Annotated in this window: 22 protein-coding genes; 6 read left to right on the top strand and 16 right to left on the bottom strand. The window is 65.8% G+C overall.

Annotated elements, in window-relative coordinates; translation table 11 throughout:
• Nucleotides 1–13 precede the first annotated feature (13 nt).
• From infB to AC56KL_RS14005, 5 genes are all read left to right on the top strand, one after another.
• Nucleotides 14–2,860: a translation initiation factor IF-2 gene (gene infB, locus AC56KL_RS14025; RefSeq protein ID WP_497180774.1), complete on the top strand. Its 2,847-nt coding sequence runs from the start codon at nucleotides 14–16 to the stop codon at nucleotides 2,858–2,860.
• Between the two features lie 118 nt (nucleotides 2,861–2,978).
• Nucleotides 2,979–3,386 carry a 30S ribosome-binding factor RbfA gene (rbfA, locus tag AC56KL_RS14020; RefSeq protein WP_497180773.1) on the top strand — a complete coding sequence of 136 codons (408 nt, stop codon included), beginning with the start codon at nucleotides 2,979–2,981 and terminating at the stop codon, nucleotides 3,384–3,386.
• Complete coding sequence (gene truB / locus AC56KL_RS14015) at nucleotides 3,383–4,303, top strand: tRNA pseudouridine(55) synthase TruB (protein ID WP_497180772.1); 921 nt, start codon at nucleotides 3,383–3,385, stop codon at nucleotides 4,301–4,303. The genes rbfA and truB overlap by 4 nt, the downstream gene beginning before the upstream one ends.
• Nucleotides 4,304–4,736: 433 nt before the next feature.
• The gene (typA, locus tag AC56KL_RS14010) at nucleotides 4,737–6,572 is read left to right on the top strand and encodes a translational GTPase TypA (RefSeq protein ID WP_497180771.1); all 1,836 of its coding nucleotides are present in this window, start codon (nucleotides 4,737–4,739) and stop codon (nucleotides 6,570–6,572) included.
• Between the two features lie 259 nt (nucleotides 6,573–6,831).
• The gene (locus AC56KL_RS14005) at nucleotides 6,832–7,359 is read left to right on the top strand and encodes a porin family protein (RefSeq protein ID WP_497180770.1); all 528 of its coding nucleotides are present in this window, start codon (nucleotides 6,832–6,834) and stop codon (nucleotides 7,357–7,359) included.
• A 74-nt stretch (nucleotides 7,360–7,433) separates the two neighbouring features.
• On the opposite strand, the gene AC56KL_RS14000 is transcribed toward AC56KL_RS14005, so the two are convergent.
• The 12 genes from AC56KL_RS14000 to flgB all read right to left on the bottom strand — a co-directional run bounded on the left by AC56KL_RS14000 (nucleotide 7,434) and on the right by flgB (nucleotide 17,300).
• Nucleotides 7,434–8,441: a hypothetical protein gene (locus AC56KL_RS14000; protein WP_497180769.1), complete on the bottom strand. Its 1,008-nt coding sequence runs from the start codon at nucleotides 8,439–8,441 to the stop codon at nucleotides 7,434–7,436.
• A gap of 9 nt (nucleotides 8,442–8,450) precedes the next feature.
• On the bottom strand, nucleotides 8,451–9,362 hold the full coding sequence (flgL, locus tag AC56KL_RS13995) for a flagellar hook-associated protein FlgL (RefSeq protein WP_497180768.1): 912 nt from the start codon (nucleotides 9,360–9,362) through the stop codon (nucleotides 8,451–8,453).
• Between the two features lie 10 nt (nucleotides 9,363–9,372).
• Entirely contained in the window at nucleotides 9,373–10,770 is a 1,398-nt protein-coding gene (flgK, locus tag AC56KL_RS13990) for a flagellar hook-associated protein FlgK (protein ID WP_497180767.1), read from the bottom strand.
• A 103-nt stretch (nucleotides 10,771–10,873) separates the two neighbouring features.
• Entirely contained in the window at nucleotides 10,874–11,242 is a 369-nt protein-coding gene (locus AC56KL_RS13985) for a rod-binding protein (protein WP_497180766.1), read from the bottom strand.
• Nucleotides 11,242–12,333, bottom strand: a complete 1,092-nt coding sequence (locus tag AC56KL_RS13980; RefSeq protein ID WP_497180765.1) for a flagellar basal body P-ring protein FlgI — start codon at nucleotides 12,331–12,333, stop codon at nucleotides 11,242–11,244. Before AC56KL_RS13980 ends, AC56KL_RS13985 begins: the two co-directional genes overlap by 1 nt.
• Nucleotides 12,334–12,379: 46 nt before the next feature.
• Entirely contained in the window at nucleotides 12,380–13,030 is a 651-nt protein-coding gene (flgH, locus tag AC56KL_RS13975; RefSeq protein ID WP_497180764.1) for a flagellar basal body L-ring protein FlgH, read from the bottom strand.
• A 13-nt stretch (nucleotides 13,031–13,043) separates the two neighbouring features.
• Nucleotides 13,044–13,829: a flagellar basal-body rod protein FlgG gene (gene flgG, locus AC56KL_RS13970; RefSeq protein ID WP_497180763.1), complete on the bottom strand. Its 786-nt coding sequence runs from the start codon at nucleotides 13,827–13,829 to the stop codon at nucleotides 13,044–13,046.
• A 21-nt stretch (nucleotides 13,830–13,850) separates the two neighbouring features.
• On the bottom strand, nucleotides 13,851–14,579 hold the full coding sequence (locus AC56KL_RS13965; protein ID WP_497180762.1) for a flagellar basal body rod protein FlgF: 729 nt from the start codon (nucleotides 14,577–14,579) through the stop codon (nucleotides 13,851–13,853).
• Between the two features lie 23 nt (nucleotides 14,580–14,602).
• On the bottom strand, nucleotides 14,603–15,802 hold the full coding sequence (locus tag AC56KL_RS13960; RefSeq protein WP_497180761.1) for a flagellar hook protein FlgE: 1,200 nt from the start codon (nucleotides 15,800–15,802) through the stop codon (nucleotides 14,603–14,605).
• Nucleotides 15,803–15,813: 11 nt separating this feature from the next.
• Complete coding sequence (locus AC56KL_RS13955) at nucleotides 15,814–16,506, bottom strand: flagellar hook capping FlgD N-terminal domain-containing protein (RefSeq protein ID WP_497180760.1); 693 nt, start codon at nucleotides 16,504–16,506, stop codon at nucleotides 15,814–15,816.
• Between the two features lie 2 nt (nucleotides 16,507–16,508).
• Nucleotides 16,509–16,913 (bottom strand): flagellar basal body rod protein FlgC, encoded by a 405-nt coding sequence (gene flgC, locus AC56KL_RS13950; protein ID WP_497180759.1) that lies wholly within the window; start codon nucleotides 16,911–16,913, stop codon nucleotides 16,509–16,511.
• 27 nt (nucleotides 16,914–16,940) lie between these two features.
• Complete coding sequence (gene flgB, locus AC56KL_RS13945; RefSeq protein WP_497180758.1) at nucleotides 16,941–17,300, bottom strand: flagellar basal body rod protein FlgB; 360 nt, start codon at nucleotides 17,298–17,300, stop codon at nucleotides 16,941–16,943.
• A 130-nt stretch (nucleotides 17,301–17,430) separates the two neighbouring features.
• On the opposite strand from flgB, the gene flgA reads away from it, so the two are divergent.
• Nucleotides 17,431–18,102, top strand: a complete 672-nt coding sequence (flgA, locus tag AC56KL_RS13940; RefSeq protein ID WP_497180757.1) for a flagellar basal body P-ring formation chaperone FlgA — start codon at nucleotides 17,431–17,433, stop codon at nucleotides 18,100–18,102.
• 15 nt (nucleotides 18,103–18,117) lie between these two features.
• Here flgA and AC56KL_RS13935 read toward each other — a convergent pair whose 3' ends face one another.
• The 4 genes from AC56KL_RS13935 to AC56KL_RS13920 are packed head-to-tail and all read right to left on the bottom strand — an operon-like array spanning nucleotide 18,118 to nucleotide 20,563.
• Nucleotides 18,118–18,879 carry a glycoside hydrolase family 73 protein gene (locus AC56KL_RS13935; protein ID WP_497180756.1) on the bottom strand — a complete coding sequence of 254 codons (762 nt, stop codon included), beginning with the start codon at nucleotides 18,877–18,879 and terminating at the stop codon, nucleotides 18,118–18,120.
• A complete protein-coding gene (flgN, locus tag AC56KL_RS13930) occupies nucleotides 18,866–19,306 on the bottom strand; it encodes a flagellar export chaperone FlgN (protein WP_497180755.1) in 441 nt (146 codons plus the stop codon). The genes AC56KL_RS13935 and flgN overlap by 14 nt, the downstream gene beginning before the upstream one ends.
• Nucleotides 19,303–19,587, bottom strand: a complete 285-nt coding sequence (flgM, locus tag AC56KL_RS13925) for a flagellar biosynthesis anti-sigma factor FlgM (RefSeq protein ID WP_497180754.1) — start codon at nucleotides 19,585–19,587, stop codon at nucleotides 19,303–19,305. Before flgM ends, flgN begins: the two co-directional genes overlap by 4 nt.
• A 40-nt stretch (nucleotides 19,588–19,627) precedes the next feature.
• A complete protein-coding gene (locus AC56KL_RS13920; protein WP_497180753.1) occupies nucleotides 19,628–20,563 on the bottom strand; it encodes a flagellar motor protein MotB in 936 nt (311 codons plus the stop codon).
• Between the last annotated feature and the right edge of the window lies 1 nt (nucleotide 20,564).

The raw sequence follows: 20,564 nt of genomic DNA, 5'->3' as shown, positions 1-20,564 counted from the left end.
AAAAGAGGACTGAATGGCGAGTAACAACGTAGCCCAATTTGCCACCGAACTGAAGATGCCTGCAGACCTGCTGCTGACACAGCTGCGCTCGGCCGGCGTCGAAAAAAGTTCGACGTCAGATCCCTTGTCGAAAGATGATAAGGACAAGCTGCTGAACCATCTCCGCCGTACCCACGGTGCGCTTGAGACCGGCGAGAAGAAGAAGATCACGGTCACCCGCAAGGAAACCACCGAGATCAAGCAGGCTGACGCCAGCGGCAAGTCGCGCACCATCCAGGTCGAAGTGCGCAAGAAGCGTACCTTCGTCCAGCGTGACGACCTGGTCACCCCGAAAGCGGCCGAAGCGGCCGCCCCGGTGATCGATCCCGCCGAGCAGGCGCGCCGCGAAGAAGAAGCGCGCCGCCAGAACGAGCTGATCGCCCGCCAGGAAGCGGACCTGCGTGAAAAGCAGGAACGCCTGGCCAAGCTGGAAGCGGAAGAAGCCGCCAACGCGAAGGCTGCGGAGGAAGACGCCAAGCGCGAAGCGGCCGAGCAGGCCAAGCGTGAGGCCGCCGCTGCCAAGGCTGCGGCTGCCGCCGCTGCGACCAGCGCCGCAAGCGCGAACGCTGCCGTGGACGAAAAAGCCCAGGCAGCTGCGCTCGAGGCCAAGAAGCGCGCCGAGGAAGCCGCCAAGGAAGCGGCCGAACGTGCTGCCGCTACCGAGCGCGCACGCAAGGCCGTGGCCGACGAAGTGGCCCAGATCAAGCTCATGATGAGCCAGCCGCGCCGCGTCATCAAGGCGCCGGAACCGGTTGCCAAGCCGGCTGCTCCCGCAGTGCCGGCCGGTACCCTGCACAAGCCTGCCGCCAGCGCCGACAAGAAGCCGGCGGACGCCAAGCCGGGCGACAAGAAGCCGGGCGACAAGAAGTCGATCAAGTCGGCCAATGTCTCCTCGACCTGGTCGGACGACGCCAAGAAGCGCGGCGCACCGGGCGGCGGCAACAAGGGCCGCGGCGCCCCTGCGAGTACCGGCCGCGACGGCTGGCGCAGCGGCGGCCGCAGTGGCGGACGCCGTTCGCACAGCGATGACCGCGAAACCAATTTCCAGGCCCCGACCGAGGCGATCGTCAAGGACGTCCACGTGCCGGAAACCATCACCGTGGCCGAACTGGCCCACAAGATGTCGGTGAAGGCGTCGGAAGTCATCAAGCAGTTGATGAAGCTGGGCCAGATGTGCACCATCAACCAGGTGCTGGACCAGGAAACCGCGATGATCCTGGTGGAAGAGATGGGCCACAAGGCCTTCGCTGCCGCCGAGGACGATCCGGAAGCGCTGCTGGCGGACCAGGGCGAGCACGCCGAGTTCGAATCGACCTCGCGCGCCCCGGTGGTCACGGTCATGGGTCACGTCGACCACGGCAAGACCTCGCTGCTGGACTACATCCGCCGTGCGAAGGTGGCAGCTGGCGAAGCCGGCGGCATTACCCAGCACATCGGTGCATACCACGTGGACACCCCGCGCGGCATGATTACCTTCCTGGATACCCCGGGTCACGAGGCGTTCACGGCCATGCGTGCCCGCGGTGCGAAAGCCACCGACATCGTCATCCTGGTGGTGGCGGCGGACGACGGCGTGATGCCGCAGACCAAGGAAGCGATTGCCCACGCGAAAGCTGCCGGTGTGCCGCTGGTGGTGGCGATCAACAAGATCGACAAGCCGGGCGCCAATACCGACCGCGTCACCCAGGAACTGGTTGCCGAAGGCGTGGTGCCGGAAGAATACGGCGGCGATTCGCCGTTCGTCCCGGTGTCGGCCAAGATCGGTACCGGTATCGATGACCTGCTCGAGCAAGTCCTGCTCCAGGCCGAAGTGCTGGAACTGAAGGCGCCCGCCGATGCACCGGCCCGTGGCCTGGTGGTCGAAGCCCGCCTCGACAAGGGCCGCGGTCCGGTCGCCACGATCCTGGTGCAGTCGGGTACCCTCAAGCGCGGCGACGTCGTGCTGGCGGGTTCCTCGTTCGGCCGCGTCCGTGCGATGCTGGACGAGAACGGCAAGTCGGTCAGCACCGCTGGTCCGTCGATCCCGGTCGAGATCCAGGGCCTGACCGAAGTGCCGAGCGCCGGTGAAGACGTGATGGTGATGGCCGACGAGCGCAAGGCGCGTGAAATCGCCCTGTTCCGTCAAGGTAAGTTCCGCGACGTCAAACTGGCGAAGCAGCAGGCCGCCAAGCTGGAGAACATGTTCGACCAGATGGCCGAAGGCGAAGTCAAGAACCTGCCGCTCATCGTCAAGACCGACGTGCAGGGTTCGCAGGAAGCGCTGGTGGGTTCGCTGCAAAAGCTGTCGACCTCGGAAGTGCGCGTGCAGATCGTCCATGCGGCGGTCGGCGGCATCACCGAGTCGGACGTCAACCTCGCGGTGGCATCCAAGGCAGTCATCATCGGCTTCAACGCCCGTGCCGACGCCCAGGCGCGCAAGCTGGCGGAGGCCAGCGGTGTCGACATCCGTTACTACAGCATCATTTACGATGCGATCGACGAGATCAAGACGGCACTGTCGGGCATGCTGGCGCCGGAGAAGCGCGAGACCATTACTGGCCAGGTGGAAATCCGCCAGGTCATCCTGGTGTCGAAGGTCGGCGCGATTGCGGGTTGCCTGGTTACCGACGGCGTGGTCAAGCGTTCCTCTTCGGTTCGCCTGCTGCGCAACAACATCGTCGTGTGGACCGGCGAGATCGACTCGCTCAAGCGCTTCAAGGACGATGCGAAGGAAGTCCGTGCCGGTCTCGAGTGCGGCCTGTCGCTGAAGAACATGAACGAAATCCAGGTCGGCGACGTCCTGGAAGTGTTCGAAGTCACCGAAGTGGCGCGTACGCTGTAATTTCGACATTGGGCGTACCATGAGGGCCAGGACGCTTCGCGGCGAATGCCGCGGGGGCCTGGCCCTTGTTTTTGGCCGCGGCCCGGCCCGACATTCACAAGAACAACACAGCACCATCATGGCAAAACACAGCAAAAGCATCCCCCAGCGCGGCTTGCGCGTTGCCGACCAGATCCAGAAAGACCTGTCTGAACTGATCGCCTTCGAACTCAAGGACCCGCGCGTCGGCATGGTCACCATCAGCGAAGTCAAGCTGACGCCCGACTACGCCCACGCCAAGGTCTACTTCACCCTGCTGAAGGACAGCCCGGAAGAAGTGAAGCAGACCCTGGAAGGCCTGTCCAAGGCAGCCGGCTACCTGCGCAACCTGCTCGGCAAGCGCCTGCACATCCACACGCTGCCGCAACTGCACTTCGTGCACGACACCTCGACCACGCGCGGCCTGGCCATGTCGGCCCTGATCGACCAGGCCAACGCCACCCGCGCCGCCGACTTCGGCAAAGACGAAGAGCCGGATTCCGAGTGAACGCACGTCTACCCAAGAAGCCGCGCGACCTCGTCGACGGCGTGCTCCTGCTCGACAAGCCGGTCGGCCTGTCCTCGAACGACGCCCTGATCAGGGCGAAGCGCGTGCTCAACGCCAAAAAGGCCGGCCACACCGGCACGCTGGACCCCTTCGCCACCGGCCTGTTGCCGCTGTGCTTCGGCGAAGCGACCAAGTTTTCGCAAGACCTGCTGGAAGCCGACAAGACCTATGAGGCGATCGTCCACCTCGGCATCATGACCACCACCGGCGACACCGAAGGCGAGACCATCGAGCAGCGCGCCGTCGAGGTCACGCGCGAGCAGATCGAGGCCGTGCTGGCGCGTTTTCGCGGGCCCATCTTCCAGGTCCCGCCCATGTATTCGGCGCTCAAGCGCGACGGCAAGGCGCTGTACGAGTACGCCCGCCAAGGCATCACGCTCGAACGCGAGGCGCGCCCGGTGACGATCCACGCCCTGTCCCTGGTCGACTATACGGCGCCTTACCTGAAGATCCTGGTCACCTGCAGCAAGGGCACCTATGTGCGCGTGCTGGGCGAAGACATCGGCGCGGCGCTCGGCTGCGGCGCGCACCTGAACGGCCTGCGCCGGGTGCAGGTGGGCGCGCTGTCGGCCGAAGGCATGATCACGCTGGAAGATCTGCAGGCGCATGCCGACCCGCTCTCGCTGCTGGCCCCGGTCGATGCATTGCTGTCGAGCTTCCCGTCGGTGGAGCTGACGCCCGAACTGGCAAAGCGCTTCCTGAACGGCCAGCGCCTGGCGCTCGGCAAGGACTCCGTCATGGTGCCGGCCGAACTGGGCCGGGTGCGGGTCTACCATGAGGGCAAGCTGCTCGGTACCGCCAAGCTGCAGGAATACGCCATCCTGGCGCCGGAACGCCTGATCGCGGCTGCCCGGTAGGGGGTGTTGCATTCCGGTCGCTCGGCGTCGCGCACCGCTCGGCGCTGGCGATCCTGCGCGACAAGGCGACGGACGCGACCCTGCGCGCCAGCCTGGCCAGGCAGATCGACGCGCTCGACAAGACTTGAAGCCGAGACAATCCTCTTCGAAACCCGCCTGGTCGGGTCTTGAAATCCGCCGGGCCGCTTTCATATTGCTAGCTGTACCGGGAGCGGCAGCCCCATGCTGCCCAGCGGCGCCCGGACCGTCATTCTCCTGCAATACCTTGCCGCTACCATCGACGGCGGCATTCCGTTAATTTTCATCGCATTCCCGCTCGCTGCAGCGCAGCAAGGGCCATAAGCATGCTATAGTAGCGGGTTACGGAAATCGGTAATGCGTTCCATCGTCACCGCCTTCATCCATCACGCAACATTCACTGTTGAATACACACATGTCAGACACCAAACGCGCAATTCGTAATATTGCAATCATCGCCCACGTTGACCACGGCAAGACCACCCTGGTCGACCAGCTGCTGCGCCAGTCGGGCACCTTCCGTGAAAACCAGGCGGTGGACACCCGCGTGATGGACTCGAACGACCTCGAAAAAGAACGCGGCATTACCATTCTGTCGAAGAATTGCGCGGTCGAGTACGAAGGCACCCACATCAACATCGTCGACACCCCGGGCCACGCCGACTTCGGCGGCGAGGTCGAGCGCGTGCTGTCGATGGTGGACTCGGTGCTGCTGCTGGTCGACGCCCAGGAAGGCCCGATGCCGCAGACCCGCTTCGTGACCCGCAAGGCGCTGGCCCTTGGCCTCAAACCCATCGTCGTCGTCAACAAGGTCGACCGTCCGGGCGCGCGCGCCGAGTGGGCGATCAACCAGACCTTCGAACTGTTCGACAAGCTGGGCGCAAGCGATGACCAGCTCGACTTCCCGATCGTCTACGCCTCGGGCCTGAACGGCTACGCCGGCCTGACCGAAGACGTGCGCAGCGGCGACATGAAGCCGCTGTTCGACGCGATCCTGCAACACGTTCCGGTGCGCGACGACAATCCTGACGGCCCGCTGCAGATGCAGATCACCTCACTGGACTACTCGTCCTACGTGGGCAAGATCGGCATCGGCCGCGTCAACCGCGGCACGGTCAAGACCGGCCAGGACGTGATCGTCATGAACGGCCCGGACTCGACCCCGATCAAGGGCCGCATCAACCAGGTGCTGAACTTCAAGGGCCTGGAACGTGTGCTGGTCGATTCGGCTGTCGCCGGCGACATTTGCCTGATCAACGGTATCGAAGACATCGGCATCGGTTCGACCGTATGCGCGGTGGACACGCCGGAAGCCTTGCCGATGCTGACGGTCGACGAGCCGACCCTGACCATGAACTTCATGGTCAACAGCTCGCCGCTGGCCGGCCGCGAAGGCAAGTTCGTCACCAGCCGCCAGCTGCGCGAACGCCTGGAGCGTGAGCTGAAGGCCAACGTCGCGCTGCGCGTCGCGCCGACCGACGACGATACCGTGTTCGAAGTGTCGGGCCGCGGTGAACTGCACCTGACCATCCTGCTGGAAAACATGCGACGCGAAGGCTTCGAGCTGGCAGTCTCGCGTCCGCGCGTGGTGTACAAGATGGTCGATGGCGTGCGTCATGAGCCGTTCGAGAACCTGACCGTCGACGTCGAAGAAGTCAACCAGGGCGGCGTGATGGAAGAGCTGGGCCGCCGCCGCGGCGACCTGCAGAATATGGAATCGGACGGCAAGGGCCGTGTCCGTCTGGAATACCTGATCCCGGCGCGTGGCCTGATCGGTTTCCAGGGCGAATTCATGACCCTGACCCGCGGCACTGGCCTGATGAGCCACGTGTTCCACGAGTACGCGCCGGTCGACAACAGCAAGGGCGAAATGGCCGGCCGCCGCAACGGTGTGCTGATCTCGCAGGACGACGGCGCCGCCGTGGCCTATGCGATCTGGAAGCTGCAGGACCGCGGCCGTATGTTCGTGTCGCACAACGATCCGGTGTACGAAGGCATGATCATCGGCATCCACTCGCGCGACAACGACCTGGTCGTGAACCCGATCAAGGGCAAGCAGCTGACCAACGTGCGTTCGTCGGGTACCGACGAAGCCGTGCGCCTGGTGCCGCCGATCCAGATGTCGCTCGAATACGCCGTCGAGTTCATTGAGGACGATGAACTGGTCGAGATCACCCCGAAGTCGATCCGCCTGCGTAAGCGTTTCCTGAAGGAACACGAGCGTAAGAAGGCGAGCCGCGAAGGCGCGTAAGCAGCCAGTCGAGCTTGTCCGAAGAAACCCGCTGCTTGCAGCGGGTTTTTTTATTCCTCGAACTAGTCGAGTCTGCCGGTCATGCCGGCATCGTCGGTCTTCTGGCGCACATAAGTGCGGATCTGGTCTTCATTTTTCATCTTGTTACAGTTCTCGCAGGGCGTTCGCTTGGGCCTTGCGAGGCATGATGCTATTGTGGCTACACGACGCGATTCATTGGGAATTGCGGCACAGTTGAAGATGAATACAAGGAGTTCGAATGAAAAAGCTGATGATTGCACTGATCGCTACCGTCGCTGTGAGCGCGACCGCACAGGCCCAGACCAATGCCGGACGCGGCTATGTGGGCGCCGCCGCCGTGAGCGCCAAGAACACCACCGTCGATGCGTACAAGGCGGACGGAAAACTGTTCGGTGGCTACCAGTTCGATGAGCGTGTCGGCGTCGAAGTAGGCGCGACCAATCACCACAAGACCGATTTCGCGAATGGCGGCGTACGCGGCAGCGTCGAAGGCTACGGCGCCTATGTGGCTGCGAAGTACACCATGCCGGTCAACGAGCAGGTGTCGGCCTACGGCAAGCTGGGCATCTCGCACAGCATGCGCGAGCTGAACACCAACGTGGGAAATTTCAAGCAGAGCGATAACGGCGGATATGCCGGCATCGGCGTGGAGTACAAGCTGAACCAGGCCACGGCACTGGTGGCGGAATATGAGCGTTATGGCAAGAGCAAGGATTACGGCGCCAAGGCGGACGTGTGGAACGTCGGCCTGAAGTACGGTTTCTGATCCGGTTTCGGTAATGAAAAAGCTCCCACCGCGCCATGGCGCGGGGGAGCTTTTTCAATGCGGGGCAAGAAAAATCAGCGCAGGCCGAGCAGCGCCTGTACCCGTTCGCGGCTCACGCCGACGAGGGCCGAACTCATGGCCAGCAGCGATTCGTAGTCGTGGCTCGTGGCCGTGGCCGCGAAGTCGCCCGTGATCACCGCCAGTTCCGCCTCGGGAACGGCCGGCTGCGCGGTGCGCGCCATGGCTGCGCTCAGCGCCGCGCTGGCGGCGTCCTGCGCGCGGCGCACCCGGGCCAGGGCCTGCAGCACTTCGCGCAGGCTCTGGCGCAAGGCGTCCGGGTTACCGATGTTCCATTGTGCCGGCGCGAGAGCAGCCGGCTCTTCCGCCACCTCGACACGGCCGCGGCCCGAGATGGCGATCGACTCCCTGATGCCTTCCCATTCCGCTTCCGGCGCGCTGAACACCAGTTGCTGCTTGTTGTCGAGCGCCACGCGCACCTTGACCGGAGACAGCGTGCGGTCGAGGCGCGCGGCGATCTCGTCCGGCGTCATGCCCGGCTCGATGGTGGCGGTCAGCTGCGGGCCGCCGCTGCTGCCGACCGAGAAGGCATAGGTCTGCTGGCCGGTCGATTGCAGGGCCGCCAGGTCGAAGCCGCGGATGCGAAAGCGCGCCATGGCCGGCTGGCCGTCGGTAAACGAGAGCTGGGCGTCGACGCCGCCGCCGGCCTGCTTGCGGCGCGCTTCCAGCGCACTGGCGAGCTGTTGCGAGCGCGCCTCGATCTGGCGCGCCGGGTCGGCGCGGCCGGAGATCTTGGCGCTCAGGTCGGCCTTCAGCGCCTCGAGCTGCGAGGCCACACGCTCCAGGTAATCGAGCGCCTGCTGGGCGCGCGCGACGTCGCCCTGCAGTCGGGTATCCCACGTGATGCCGCGCTGGAGCGGGGCGGAAGTCGGGGCGACCGGGGGCACGACCCGGCTGTCCGGGTCGGCAGGCTTGGTGGCCGTAGGGCGCACCGGCGCGGCGCCGGCGCTGACGGCGGCTGCATTGCTCAGGCCGGGGCTGTTGGGGCGAAGACTTGTTTCCATGATGATGAATTACAACACCGAGAACAGGGACATCGAGCCGATACGGCTATAGGCTTTGTAGGTGGATTGCAAGGCCATCGAATAACTCGCGAGCGCAGTCGCCGCCTCGCCGACGTCGAGCGCGCCGATATCGGTGATCGCCATCTTGTTCGAGAGACTGATGCTGGCGTGGTTGGCATCTAGCGTCTTAATGATGTTCTGCGCGCCCCCCAGGGTGGCCACCTTGCTGGTCACTAGGTTCAGTGCATCGTCGAAGCTGTTGAGGGTGTTGCCCAGCACCACGCGCAAGGCCGGATCGTTGGCCGAGGCGCCCGATGCCTTCAGGCCGTTGATGGCCATGTCGAGGTGGTTTAGCAGCTGCTCGATGCTTTGCAGATTTTGGTTCGCCGCCTGGGTGATGCCGTTGCCGACCACGACGTTCTGCGAATTCGTATTGCCGACGTAAGTATATCGCGAACCGAGTGCCGCCGCCGGGTTGTGGGCGACCGGCGCGGTCTTTGTCAGGGTGCCTGAGAAATTGTAGTTGCCTTCCTGGTCGATCGAGTTGGCGCTGTAGAAAATGCTCTCCCGTAGCGATTCGAGCGGTGACACCATCGAATTCAAGTCGCTCGGAGCGTTGGTTCCGTCCGACGCCCAGACCAGTAGGTCGCGGCCAGGTATCATCTCGTCCACCATGTTCTTCAGCATGCCTTCGCTCTTGTTCATGCGGATTCTGAGCGAGGCGATATTGTCGCGGTACTGCTGCACGGTCGCTTCTTCACGCCCCAGGCGCGCTAGGCGTACGCTATCGACCGGGTCGTCCGACGGCACCTGGATGCGCTTGTTGGTCGCAAGCTGTTGCGTCAGGTAGGTGATGCGCTCCTGATTGTGCTGGATCGACTGGTTCATCGTCGATTGGTACTGGGAAGTCGCGATACGCATGGTCGTTCCTTTAGCCCATCATCGCCAGCGTTGCGTCGAAAAGCTGGTTGGCGATGGCAATAACTTTCATGTTCGCCTGGTACATGTTCTGGTACTCGACAAGGTTGACGGCTTCCTCGTCCTGATTGACGCCGCTGGTCGACTGCCAGTCGTCCACTGACTGGGTACGCACGGTCTGGGTGGTCTTTAGGCCGGCCTTGTTGAGCTGGCTGTCGACGCCGAGCTTGCCGACCAGCTGAGCGTCGGCATCGCTCAGCAGCACCGTGCCGATGGTTGTAACCGATATAGACTGGCTCTTAATGGCGACCAGATTCTGTAGATTGCCGGTGTCGCCCGGATTACCGTCGGCCGAAAAAGCGAGGTCGTCAGCTTCGAAGCTGCTGACGAGCTTGAGCATGTCGGCGCCGCGGCCCGGGGTGTACACGAACAGTGGTTCGCCAAGCGACGCGGTGAGCGGTGGACCGGCCACGCCGTTCGCCTTGTAGCCGAGCGCCAGCTGGGAATTGACCTTGGTGGCGATCTGGTTCGCCATGTCGGCGATGCCGGTTTGCAGCGGCACCAGCTTTTCGTTCTCGTATTTGGTCAGGCCGCCCAGCTGGCCGCCGAGCTTGCCGGCGTCGAGCACATAGCTGGTGCCGGCGAAGCTGAGCGAGAATTCTTGCGGATTGGTGGCGGTCGGCGCCGCCTTCAGGCTTCCGTACATGCCGCCCAGGACCAGGGCCTGCCCGGTCTTCAGTGACACGTCGCGGGTGCCGTCGCCGTTGTCGGAGACTTCCAGCGCCATCTTGCTGGCCAGGTCGTCGATCGCCTGGTCACGCGCGTCGATCATGGCCGAGGCGCTAATATTGCCCGCCTGGGCTTCGATAATCTGCTGGTTTAGGCGCGCGATGGTGGCGATCTGGGCGTTAGCAGAATCGACGATCGCGCTGCGCTGGAAGCGCACCGACTGCAGCTGGGCGTTGAAGACGTTGTTCAGGCCGTTGAACCGTTCAGCCATCAGACCGGCCGAGGTCAGCACCTGCTGGCGCAGTGGGGTCGAGCCTGGATCGCCGGCAACCGCGTTGAGCGCGCCGAAGAACTGGTCGATGCCGGCCGACAGGCTGGCGGTCTCGTCGCCCATGACGTTCTCGAGTTGGCTCAGGTATGGCTGGGTCTGGGAATGCGCGCCCAGGTCGGCGGCCGCGCGCCACATGGCCTGGCTCTTGTACCCGTCCGAGAACCGCATCAGGGAGCTGACCTGCACGCCGTTGCCGGGCGAGAGCCGGCTCGCGTCCGGACCGACAGCGCTCAAGAGCGCTGCCTGGCGCGTGTAGCCTTTGGTTTGCAGGTTCGCGACGTTCTGGCTGCTGGTGGTCAGCGCCACCTGGGCGGCAAGCGCGCCGGACAGGGCGTTGTTGATGATGGCCATGGTGCGTGATTCTTCCTCGAGCGGGGTATACCTTGTAAAGGCGACCGTTTACTGGTGTCTGTTAAGCTCTGCACGCAAAGCTTTGCGCATCAGGCCTTGCGCATCAAGCCTTATTACCCGGCTTGGCTCCTGGTTTGGCCTCGGGGACCAGTTGGCGCAGGATGGCGTCGGCAATGCCGAAGGCGCGCTGGCCGGCCATGTTCCCGGCCAGCAGGTCGTCGGCCATGTCCTGCATGTCCTGGTTGACGCGGTTGTTGAAGACGCTGTCCTCTGCGGCCATGGCGCGGGTCGAGGAGCGCATTTCCTTCAGCATGTGCGAGATGAAGAAGCGTTCGAACGCGACCGCGGCCTGGGTTGCCTTGGCAACGTAGGCGCCGTCCACCGCTGCAGGGGCGGGTTGCGGCGCTGCCGGCGCGACGGGGGCGTCGGCGCCGGGCTGTAAGGGAATCGGCTGCTGTTGCTCGATCTTCATCAGATCACCACCAGTTCGCCTTCGATCGCGCCGGCCTGGTCGAGGGCCTGCAGGATCGCCATGATGTCGTCGGGCGAGGCGCCCAGGCTGTTGACGACGTCGATGATGCTTTGCAGCCTGGCGCCGGACGGCCAGCGGAACATCTGGCCCGAGCCCTGGTCGACCGACAGCTTCGATTCCGGCGTCACGGCGGTCTGGCCGCGCGAGAACGGACCCGGCTGCGACACGCGCGAGCTTTCCGAAATGATCACCTTGAGCGAGCCGTGGGTGACCGCTGCCGCCTTCACGCGCAGGCCGTCGGCGATGACCACGGTGCCGGTGCGCGAGTTGAACACCACCTTCGGGGTTTCGACGCCGGCTTCGATCGGCAGGTTGTTCAATCTGGCCATGAAGGCCACGCGCTCGGTCGGGTTGGCGGGGGCGATGACCTCGACGCTGGTGCCGTCGCTGGTGGTGGCGATCGGACCGTACTGCTTGTTGATGGCGTTGACGACGTTGGTGGCGGTCTCGAAGTGCGGCTGGCGCAGGCGCAGCATCACTTGCGGGCGGGTGGCGAAGTCGCTGGCGATCTCGCGTTCGATCATGGCGCCGTTCGGGATGCGGCCGGTGGTCGGGGTGTTGACGGTAACCGAGGAGCCGCTTTTTCCCGTGGCGTTCAGGCCGCCGACCACCAGGTTGCCCTGGGCCAGCGCATAGACTTCGTTGTCGGCCGCGCGCAGCTGGGTGAGCAGCAGGGTGCCGCCGCGCAGGCTCTTCGCGTCGCCCAGCGACGACACGGTGATGTCGATCGCCTGGCCGCGCCGGTAGCCCGGCGGGAACACGGCCGAGACCATGACCGCGGCCACGTTCTTGTTGCGGGCGTCTTCGCCTTCCGGCAGGCGCACGCCAAACTGCTTGAGCATGTTGACCACCGACTGGCTGGCGTACTTGACCTGGGTCGAATCGCCGCTGCCGTTCAGGCCTACCACCAGGCCGTAGCCGACCAGCGGGTTCTCGCGCACGCCTTCCACGCTGACCAGGTTGCGCAGCGCCTGGGCCGCCGAGGCCGGCAGGGGCAGGGCGGCGGCAGGCAGCACACCGGCGCACAACATGATTCGGAAAACTCGGGATGCCTTGAAGATTTGAATCATGTTGTCCTCAGAACGGCATCAGGGGGCTGTTGAAGAAGCGGGTCAGCCAGCCAGGCTGGTTGGCGTCGGCCAGCGCGCCCTTGCCGGAGTAGGCGATGCGGGCATTGGCCACGCGCAGCGAGGACACCTGGTTGTCGTTGTCGATGTCCTGGGCGCGGATGAAACCCTTCAGGCGCACGAATTCCTCGCCCTGGTTCAGCGTCAGGTTCTTCTCGCCCGACACGCGCAGCAGGCCATTGGGCAGCACTTCCTGCACGATCACGGTCAGCGCGCCGGACAGCGCGTTCTGCTGGGTGCTGGTGGCGTCGCCCTCGAAGTTGCGGTCGGCCGAGATGTCGATGGCCGTCTTGCCGAAGGTCTTGCCGAGCACGGCGATCGGCGCCACCGAGGCCGACGAGCCCTTCGAGAAGCTGGTGCCCGCGCGCTTGCTGGCCTGGGTGGTTTCCTGGAGGATCACAGTGACCGCGTCGCCCACGCGGTAGGCGCGGCTGTCCGAGGTCAGCGACACGGCTTCACCCGTGAACACGCCGCCGGACACGCCGCGCGACGCCGTGCGCTGCATCGGCACGTCGTCGTCGTCGTTTGGCACCTGGCGCGGCGGCGCGGAGGCGCAGCCGGCGAGGAGAATGGCGGCAAGGGCCGCGGTCAGGTATTTCATGGGATCGAATCGCTTAGCGCGCCGCCTGGGCCAGGTACTGGAGCATGTTGTCGGCAGCCGACAGCACCTTGGTGTTCATTTCATAGGTGCGCTGGGCGGCGATCATGTCGACCATTTCCTCGACCACCTGCACGTTCGAGCCTTCCAGCGCGCCTTGCTTGAGCTTGCCGAAAGCGCCGTCGCCCGGGCGGCCTTCGTTGGCGTTGCCCGAGGCCGCCGTTTCCTGGAACAGGTTCTCGCCCAGGGCCAGCAGGCCGGCCGGGTTGACGAAACTGGTCAGGGTCAGCTGGCCCAGTTCGGTCGGGGCGGTGGAACCGGCGACAGTGGCCGAAACCATGCCGTTTTCGCCGATGGTGACGGCGGTGGCGTTCTGCGGGATGGTGATCTGCGGCACCAGCGGCAGGCCCTGGGCATTGGTCAGGGTGCCGTTGGCGTCGACCTGCAGCTGGCCGGCGCGGGTGAAGGCCGGTTCGCCGTTCGGACGGCGCACCTGCAGGAAGCCGGCGCCGTTGATGGCGACGTCCAGCGGCTGGCTGGTCGTCTGCATGCTGCCGTTGGTGAAGACCTTCTGGGTGCCGACGATGCGGGTGCCGTTGCCGAGCTGGACGCCGTTCGACACGGTGTTGTCCGCACTCTGGGCGCCCGGCTGCGCGTCGACCTGGTAGAACAGGTCTTCGAACACGACGCGGTCGCGCTTGAAACCGACCGTGTTCACGTTGGCCAGGTTATTGGCGATCGCCTGCAGCTTGGCATCCTGTGCCTGCACACCGGTCTTGCTGATCCACATTGCGGGATTCATGGGTACTCCTTAAATTGGGGTTTAGCCGCCGATCAGGCGGTTGCCGACCTCGTTCATGCTGTCGCTGGCCTTGAACAGCTTCATCTGCATCTCGAAGCTGCGGTTCAGGCTCATCACGGCAACCATTTCTTCCACCGCCGACACGTTGCTGCCCTCGAGGGCGCGGCCGCGCACGGTGACGTTCGGGTCCGCTTCCAGCGGGTTGCCGTCGCGCGAGACGATCAGGCCGGCTTCGTTCTTGGCCAGTTCCATGCCTTCCGCGTTCACCAGGCGCAGCTTGTCGACCGCCTGCATCGTGGTCGCGCCTTCGGTCAGCACGGAGATCGTGCCATCAAGGCCGATCTCGACCGCCTGGTGCGGCGGCAGCACGATCGGACCGCCTTCGCCCAGCAAGGGATGGCCGTGCACCGAAAGGGCGCCGTCCGGGCCGATGTCGATCGCGCCGGCGCGGGTATAGGCTTCGCCTTCGCCATACTGCACCGCCAGGTAGCCGTTGCCGTTGAGGGCGACGTCGAGCGGGCGGCCGGTCTCGCGCACCGCGCCGGCGCGGGTCGAGATAGTGTTGGCCTCGACCTTGGACAGGTGCACGCTGTCGTAGCCGAAACCGCCCTGCAGGGCCTGGGTCGCGGCCAGCTCGAGGTTGGCGCGAAAGCCCGAGGTATCGATGTTGGCCAGGTTGTTGGCGCGCACCTGCTGCGCACGCAGGGTGCGCTCGGCGCCGCTGACGGCCGTGAAGATCAGTTTATCCATGCTGGTCGAGGGTCTGCGTCGGCTTACAGGGCTTGCAGCAGGGCTTGCATCATCTGGTTCTCGGAGGTGATGACCTTCGAGTTGGCCTGGTAGTTGCGCTGCGAGGTCATCAGGCCCACCAGTTCCGAGGTGATGTCCACGTTCGAACCTTCCAGCATGCCGGTCGACAGCTTGCCCGCCAGGCCCACGCCGGCAGTGCTGTACAGGGCGGCGCCGGAGGCGGCATTGGCCGTCCAGCTGGTGTCGCTGGTGGACACCAGGCTGTCCTCGTCCGGGAAGGTGGCGATCGCCAGGGTGCCGACCACCTGCTGCTGGTCGTTGCTGTACTTGGCCACGACCGAACCGTCTTCGGCGAGTTCCACGCCCACGAAGCTGCCCGAGGCATAGCCGTCGGTGCGGTTGGTGGTGGTGGTCGATTCGCCGGCGAAGCGGGTCATGCCGGTGTAGTCGACGACGAAGCTGATCGGCGCCGCGCCGTTGGCCGGGGTCAGGGTCAGGGCGGCGCTCTTGGACGACGCCACCGGCAGCTGGCCGCCTGCGGTGAAGGGCAGGGCGGTGGTGGTCGCGAGCGGCGCGGCGTTGTCGAGGGAATAATAAACGGTCACGCCACTGGTGTCCGGCAGCGCGTTCTTGACGAAGTACTGCGACACGGTATGGCTGGCGCCGAGCGAATCGTACACGACCGACTGCTTGACCAGGTTGTAGCTGGTGGGGTCGCCCTTGTCGAAGGTGGTCGTGACCGGCGGCTTCCAGTTGGCGTCGAGGTTGCCGACATAGCTGATGCCGGTGCTGGCCTTGGCCGGGACCTGGCCGGTCGACACCTTGATGTCGCCCATCATGCCCATCACGCCGGCCACGGTCGGGCCGTAGCCCTGCACCTTGCGGCCGGCCGAGTCGACCAGGAAGCCTTCGTTGCTGGCCGAGAAGATGCCGACGCGGGTGTATTCCATCTGGCCCTGGGCGTCGCGGGTGGCGAAGAAACCACGGCCCTGGATCGCGGCGTCGAGCGCGCGGCCGGTGGTCTGCAGGCTGCCGTTCTTGCTGATGTTCTGGGTGAGCGAGGCGATTTCCACGCCGTTCGCCTGCTCGCCCGAGTACACCGAGGCGAAGTTGGCGCGGCTGCTCTTGAAGCCGTAGGTGCCGGCGTTGGCGATGTTGTTCGAGACCGTTTCCAGCTGCTGGTTGATGGCCTGGATGCCGGACAGTGCGATATTGAAGCTCATGGGTATTCCTTTCAGTTATCCGTGGCGGCCAGGGCTTGTGCCTTGCCGTTGAAGCCGATGACGCTGGATGGCTCGACTTCGCCGATGCCGGCGACCTGCAGCAGGATGCTGCCGGCTGCCGACATGCGTACGCTGTCGAGGCGGCCGGTGATTTCGACCGCGGGTTTGGTGCCGTCCGACGCTTCGGCACGAATGCTGTAGTGGCCCGCCGGCAAGCCGAGGGCGGCCGGGTCGATCGTGAACGCCTGGCCGCCGGCGCCGTGCGCAGGCAGGCCGATGCTGTGTTCGCGGCCGTCGATGCCGGTCAGGACCACGTTCGTGACGCTGCTCGCGCCGCCGAGCTGGACCGTACCTTTGATCTTGTCGTCATCCAGGCGCACGCGCCCGGTCTCGACCGAGACTTCGCTGCCGACCTGGGCGCCCATCGCCAGCACCTGCAGGCTTTGCAGCACGCTGGCGCTGGCGCTGGTGGTCTTGGCCAGTTGCTGCAGCGCTTCGGTCTGCGACAGTTGCGACAGCTGGTTGACGAACTGGCTCGGGTCCGAAGGCGCGAGCGGGTCCTGGTTGCGGATCTGGGCAACCAGCAGCTTGGTGAACATGTCCTTGTTCTCGCTCATGGCCACGCCCGGCGCGACCTTGTCGCTCGTCGGGGTGGTCGAGGTGGAGAAGCCGAAGGCGCCGTTGGCGGCGGTGGTAGTGGTCATGATCAGCCCTCGCCCATCTTGAGCAGCGCGGCCTGCATGTTCTTGATGCGGCCCATCACTTCGACGTTGGTCTCGAAGGCGCGCGAGGCGGCCATCATGTCGGCCATCTCGGCCACTTCGTTGACGTTGGCGTAGTAGACCATGCCGTCGGCGTCGGCCACCGGATTGTCCGGCTCGTACATCTTGCGCAGCGGCTCGCTCGACTGGACCACGTCCAGCACCTGCACGCGGGCGCCGCCGTCCTCGCCGATCATCGAGGCGAATACCGGCTTGCGCGCGCGGTAGCCTTCGGTTTCCGAGCCGGCCACGGCATTGGCGTTGGCCAGGTTGCTGGCAATCGTATTCAGGCGCACGGTCTGGGCCGCCATGGCGGAACCGGCAATATTCGAGATGTCCTTGAAGCCCATGTTCTTACTCCTGGTTACTGGCCTGCATTACTGCCCATTGATGGCTTTGGCCAGGCCGCGCAGCTTCATGTTGATGAAGGTGAGGCTGGTCTGGAAATCGGACGCGTTCTGCGAGAACGCGGCCTGCTCGACGCCGATCTCGACGGTGTTGCCGTCGGCGCTCGGGTGGTAGGGCACGCGGTACAGCGGGCCGTCCGACGGCAGGGTCGGCTCGCCGGCTTCCTGGTCGATCTGCTCCTGCAGGGTCGAGGCGAAGTCGATGTCGCGCGCGGCGTAACCCGGCGTGCTCTCATTGGCGATATTTGCGGCAAGCACGCGGGTGCGTTCGGCGCGTAATTGCAACGCGTCGGCATGCACGCCGAGGGCGTCCTTGAAATTAATCGTCATGGCGATCCTCTGTCGTTGGTCTGCAGTTTGTTTGTTTCTGTAAAATGGCCGCTCATTTATTTCACTCGCGACCCGCTATTTAACAATGATTGCTTTCCGCGCGGCAACCCTCGGCATTGTAACCTGTCTTTTGTGCGCCACAATCGACGCCGCGCAACCTATTTCCTTAGAGATAGAACGCGCTGCACGGAGCCAGATCGACAAGCAACTGCTGAGCAGCGGCCTGTCCGAACCGGAGGTCGCGCTCAGCGTCCTGAGTGCGCGCCCCGCGCCCGCGTGCAGTGCGCCGGTCGAGGTCGAGGCGCTCGACACCCGCCAGTTCGCGCGCATGCGCTTCGTCGCGCGTTGCCCGGCCTCTCCCGGCTGGCGCCACGAGTTCGTGGTGCGCGCCCGCGTCAGCGCCCAGGTCGCCGTCACCGCCATGCCGCTCAAGGCCGGCGAGGCGCTCACCAATGAACACATCACGCTCGAGCGGCGCGACGTCACCCTGATCGGCGACGCCATCGGCGCGCCGGAGCTTGCCCTCGGCCAGACCAGCCGGCGCAGCCTGCGCGCCGGTGAAGTCCTGCGTTCCGGCCAGCTGGCCTCGCCCGTGATGGTCAAGCGCGGCGACCAGGTGCTGATGGTGGCGCGCAGCGAAGGCATCGAAGTGAGCATGGCCGGCGAGGCGCTCGACGCCGGCGCGCACGGCGCGGTGGTACGGGTGCGTAACGCGGCGAGCGGGCAGGTGGTGCGCATGCGCGTGGCGGGTGCGGGCACGGTCGAGCCGGTCGATGCGCCGGGCCGCGCCCGCACGCCCTGAGCGCACCCGCGCGCCTTAATTTCCGTTCCCCTGCAATTGCGTGGCCAGGCGCTCGAGCTTGGCCGCGTAGGCCGGATCGGTCGCATACCCGCCCCGGGCCAGTCCCTGGGCGAATGCGCGCGCATCGGCGCCGACTCCGATAGCGCCCTTGTAGCGCGGGTTATCGATCAGCATGTGCGCGTAGTCGCGGAAGGCCGCGCCTGCGTCAGGGTAGGCGCGGAAGCGCTCTCGGGTGCGGATGGCGGCGCCGCCCATGTACTCGGTGGTCGCCGATTCGCTTACCGCGCCGTCCCAGTTGCCGCCCGCCTTGATGCCGAACAGGTTGTGGCTCGACGCACCGCCTGCGTTCTTCAGGGGGCGCTGGCCCCAGCCCGATTCCAGCGCGGCGTGGGCCGCCACCAGTTCCGGCGCCACGCCCAGCTGGTGGGCGGCCTGCTGCGCCCACGGCGCGATGCTTTCCAAAAAGGCGCGCTGTTCCGGCGTGTTGACGCCGGCGTTGCCCAGGCCTTCCGGACCCTCTGCCGCATTGTCGCCGCCGATCAGGCCGGCGGCGCGGGCGCGCCACATCGCGCCCTCGGCGCTGAGGCCGGCGCCGGCGCCGCCGGCCAGGTCCTGGTCCTGGTCGCCGTTCTGGATGTAGGCCGCGACTTCTCCCTGCACGTCGCCGAACATGCGGCCGAAGCCGGACCCGCTGCCGCCCAAGCCGGCGGTGGGGCGGGTGGCGGCGGTCGGGGCGGTGGGCTGCAGCGCCTGGATCGAGAAATCAGCGTGGCGCATAGGTGTCGTCCTCGCCGTGCAGCACGCGCTGCATCACCGTGTATTGTTCCGCCAGCAGGCTGCCGTTGCGCTCGGTCGCCGCCTTGCAGGCCTGGACCGTGCTTTCCAGGTCGGCCCAGGCGCCTGCCAGCGCGCGGCGCGCCGGTTCCGCCAGTCCGGCGATGTACTGCGCCATTCCCGCGCCCTGGCCCAGCAGGGCGCGCACCAGCGACAAGCGTTGCTGGCGCCGCGCTTCCATCGCGTCGAGCAGGGGCGTCAGCTGTTCGGCCAGCAGCGTCAGCTCGGCGCTGCGGTGGCGCAGGGCGGCTTCGAACTGGCGCTCCAGCAGGGCCAGCACTTCGGCGCTGTCGCGCACGTCGGCCTGCACGCCGTCGGCAAGCAGCGTGTTGGCCTGCTGGCGCGTCAGGCGCGGGGCGGTCGCACTCATCCGCGGCCTCCGCCGTGGAAGCGCTGGATCAGGCCGGCCAGGCGGCCCGCATCGAAGGGCAATTCGCCCTTGGACAGGGCGTCGCGCAGCTCGGCCACGCGAGCGGCGTCGAAATCCGGCATCGCCCGCATGGCATCGGCGGCCGGCTGCAGCACGGCGGATTGCAGCGCGGTTGCTCCGTGCTGGGCGGCATGGGCCGGGACCGCCTCGGCGGGCGCCGCGACCGTAATGGCCTGGGCGCCGACGTTGACGGTCTGGGTGATCGCGCCGGTGATTTTCATGCGGGGTCCTCGTTTCGATTGGATACTCATGGCGTGGGCCTTACCTCGGCAGCTGGCCGCGCAGCTTTTCCAGGGCGGCAGCGTCGGGCATCCCGATCGACGCCTCCGTCCCGAACGGGATGGTGGCGCCGGGTTTGCCGAACATTGCCGCGACCAGGCGCGACTGGCCGCTGGTCAGGATCATCAGTTCGATGCGGCGGTTCACGTCCGCCAGCGGTTGCGCAGCATCGATCGGCGCGCGCTCGGCCATGCCGACCACCTGCAGCACGCTTGCGCTGCGCATGCCGCCGTCGAGCAGCTCGGCGCGGGCCGACAGCGCGCGGTCGGTCGACAGCGCCCAGTTCGAGTACCCGCCCTTGTCGGAGCCGGCGAAGCGCGACGAATCCGTATGGCCGACGATCAGCATCTGGTTTTCCATCTGGGCGAACAGCGGACCCATATTGCGCAGCAGCCTGGCGAAACGGCCGGTCGGCAGGGCGCTGCCGCGCATGAACATGCCCTGCTTGTCGGTATCGTGCAGCATCACCCGCAGTCCGTAGGGCGTGACCACGGTGTCGAGGTTGGCGCTCAGGCCGGCTTCCCGGCTCATCTCGCCCAATGCCTTCGACAGCGCCGCCAGTTCGGCCGGCGATTCATAGGCCACCCGCGGCTGGCTCGGCGCGCCCGGCGCATTGCTGCCGCTGCTGCCGTTGATCGGCAGCGTAAAGCGCTCGATCAGGCTGCCGCTGGGCTCGGTGGCGATCTGGGGCTTGTGGCCTCCCTCGAGCATACCGCTGTCGGTGGCCTCGCGCACGATTTTCTTGAGATTCTGTTGTTCCCGCGCGGCAATCAGCCACAGGACCAGGAATAGGGCCATCAGCGCCAGGCAGAAGTCGGCGAAGGCCACCTTCCAGGCGCCGCCATGCTCGTCGTGCGCGTGCTTGCCGCCGCCGCGCTTGACGATGGTGGCTTCGTGTTTGTCCTTGGTGCTTGCCACG

This window comes from Telluria sp. ZB4P34, from assembly GCF_059686055.1.
The sequence above is the reverse complement of the archived record's forward strand: the minus strand, read 5'-3'. Positions and strand labels throughout refer to the sequence as shown.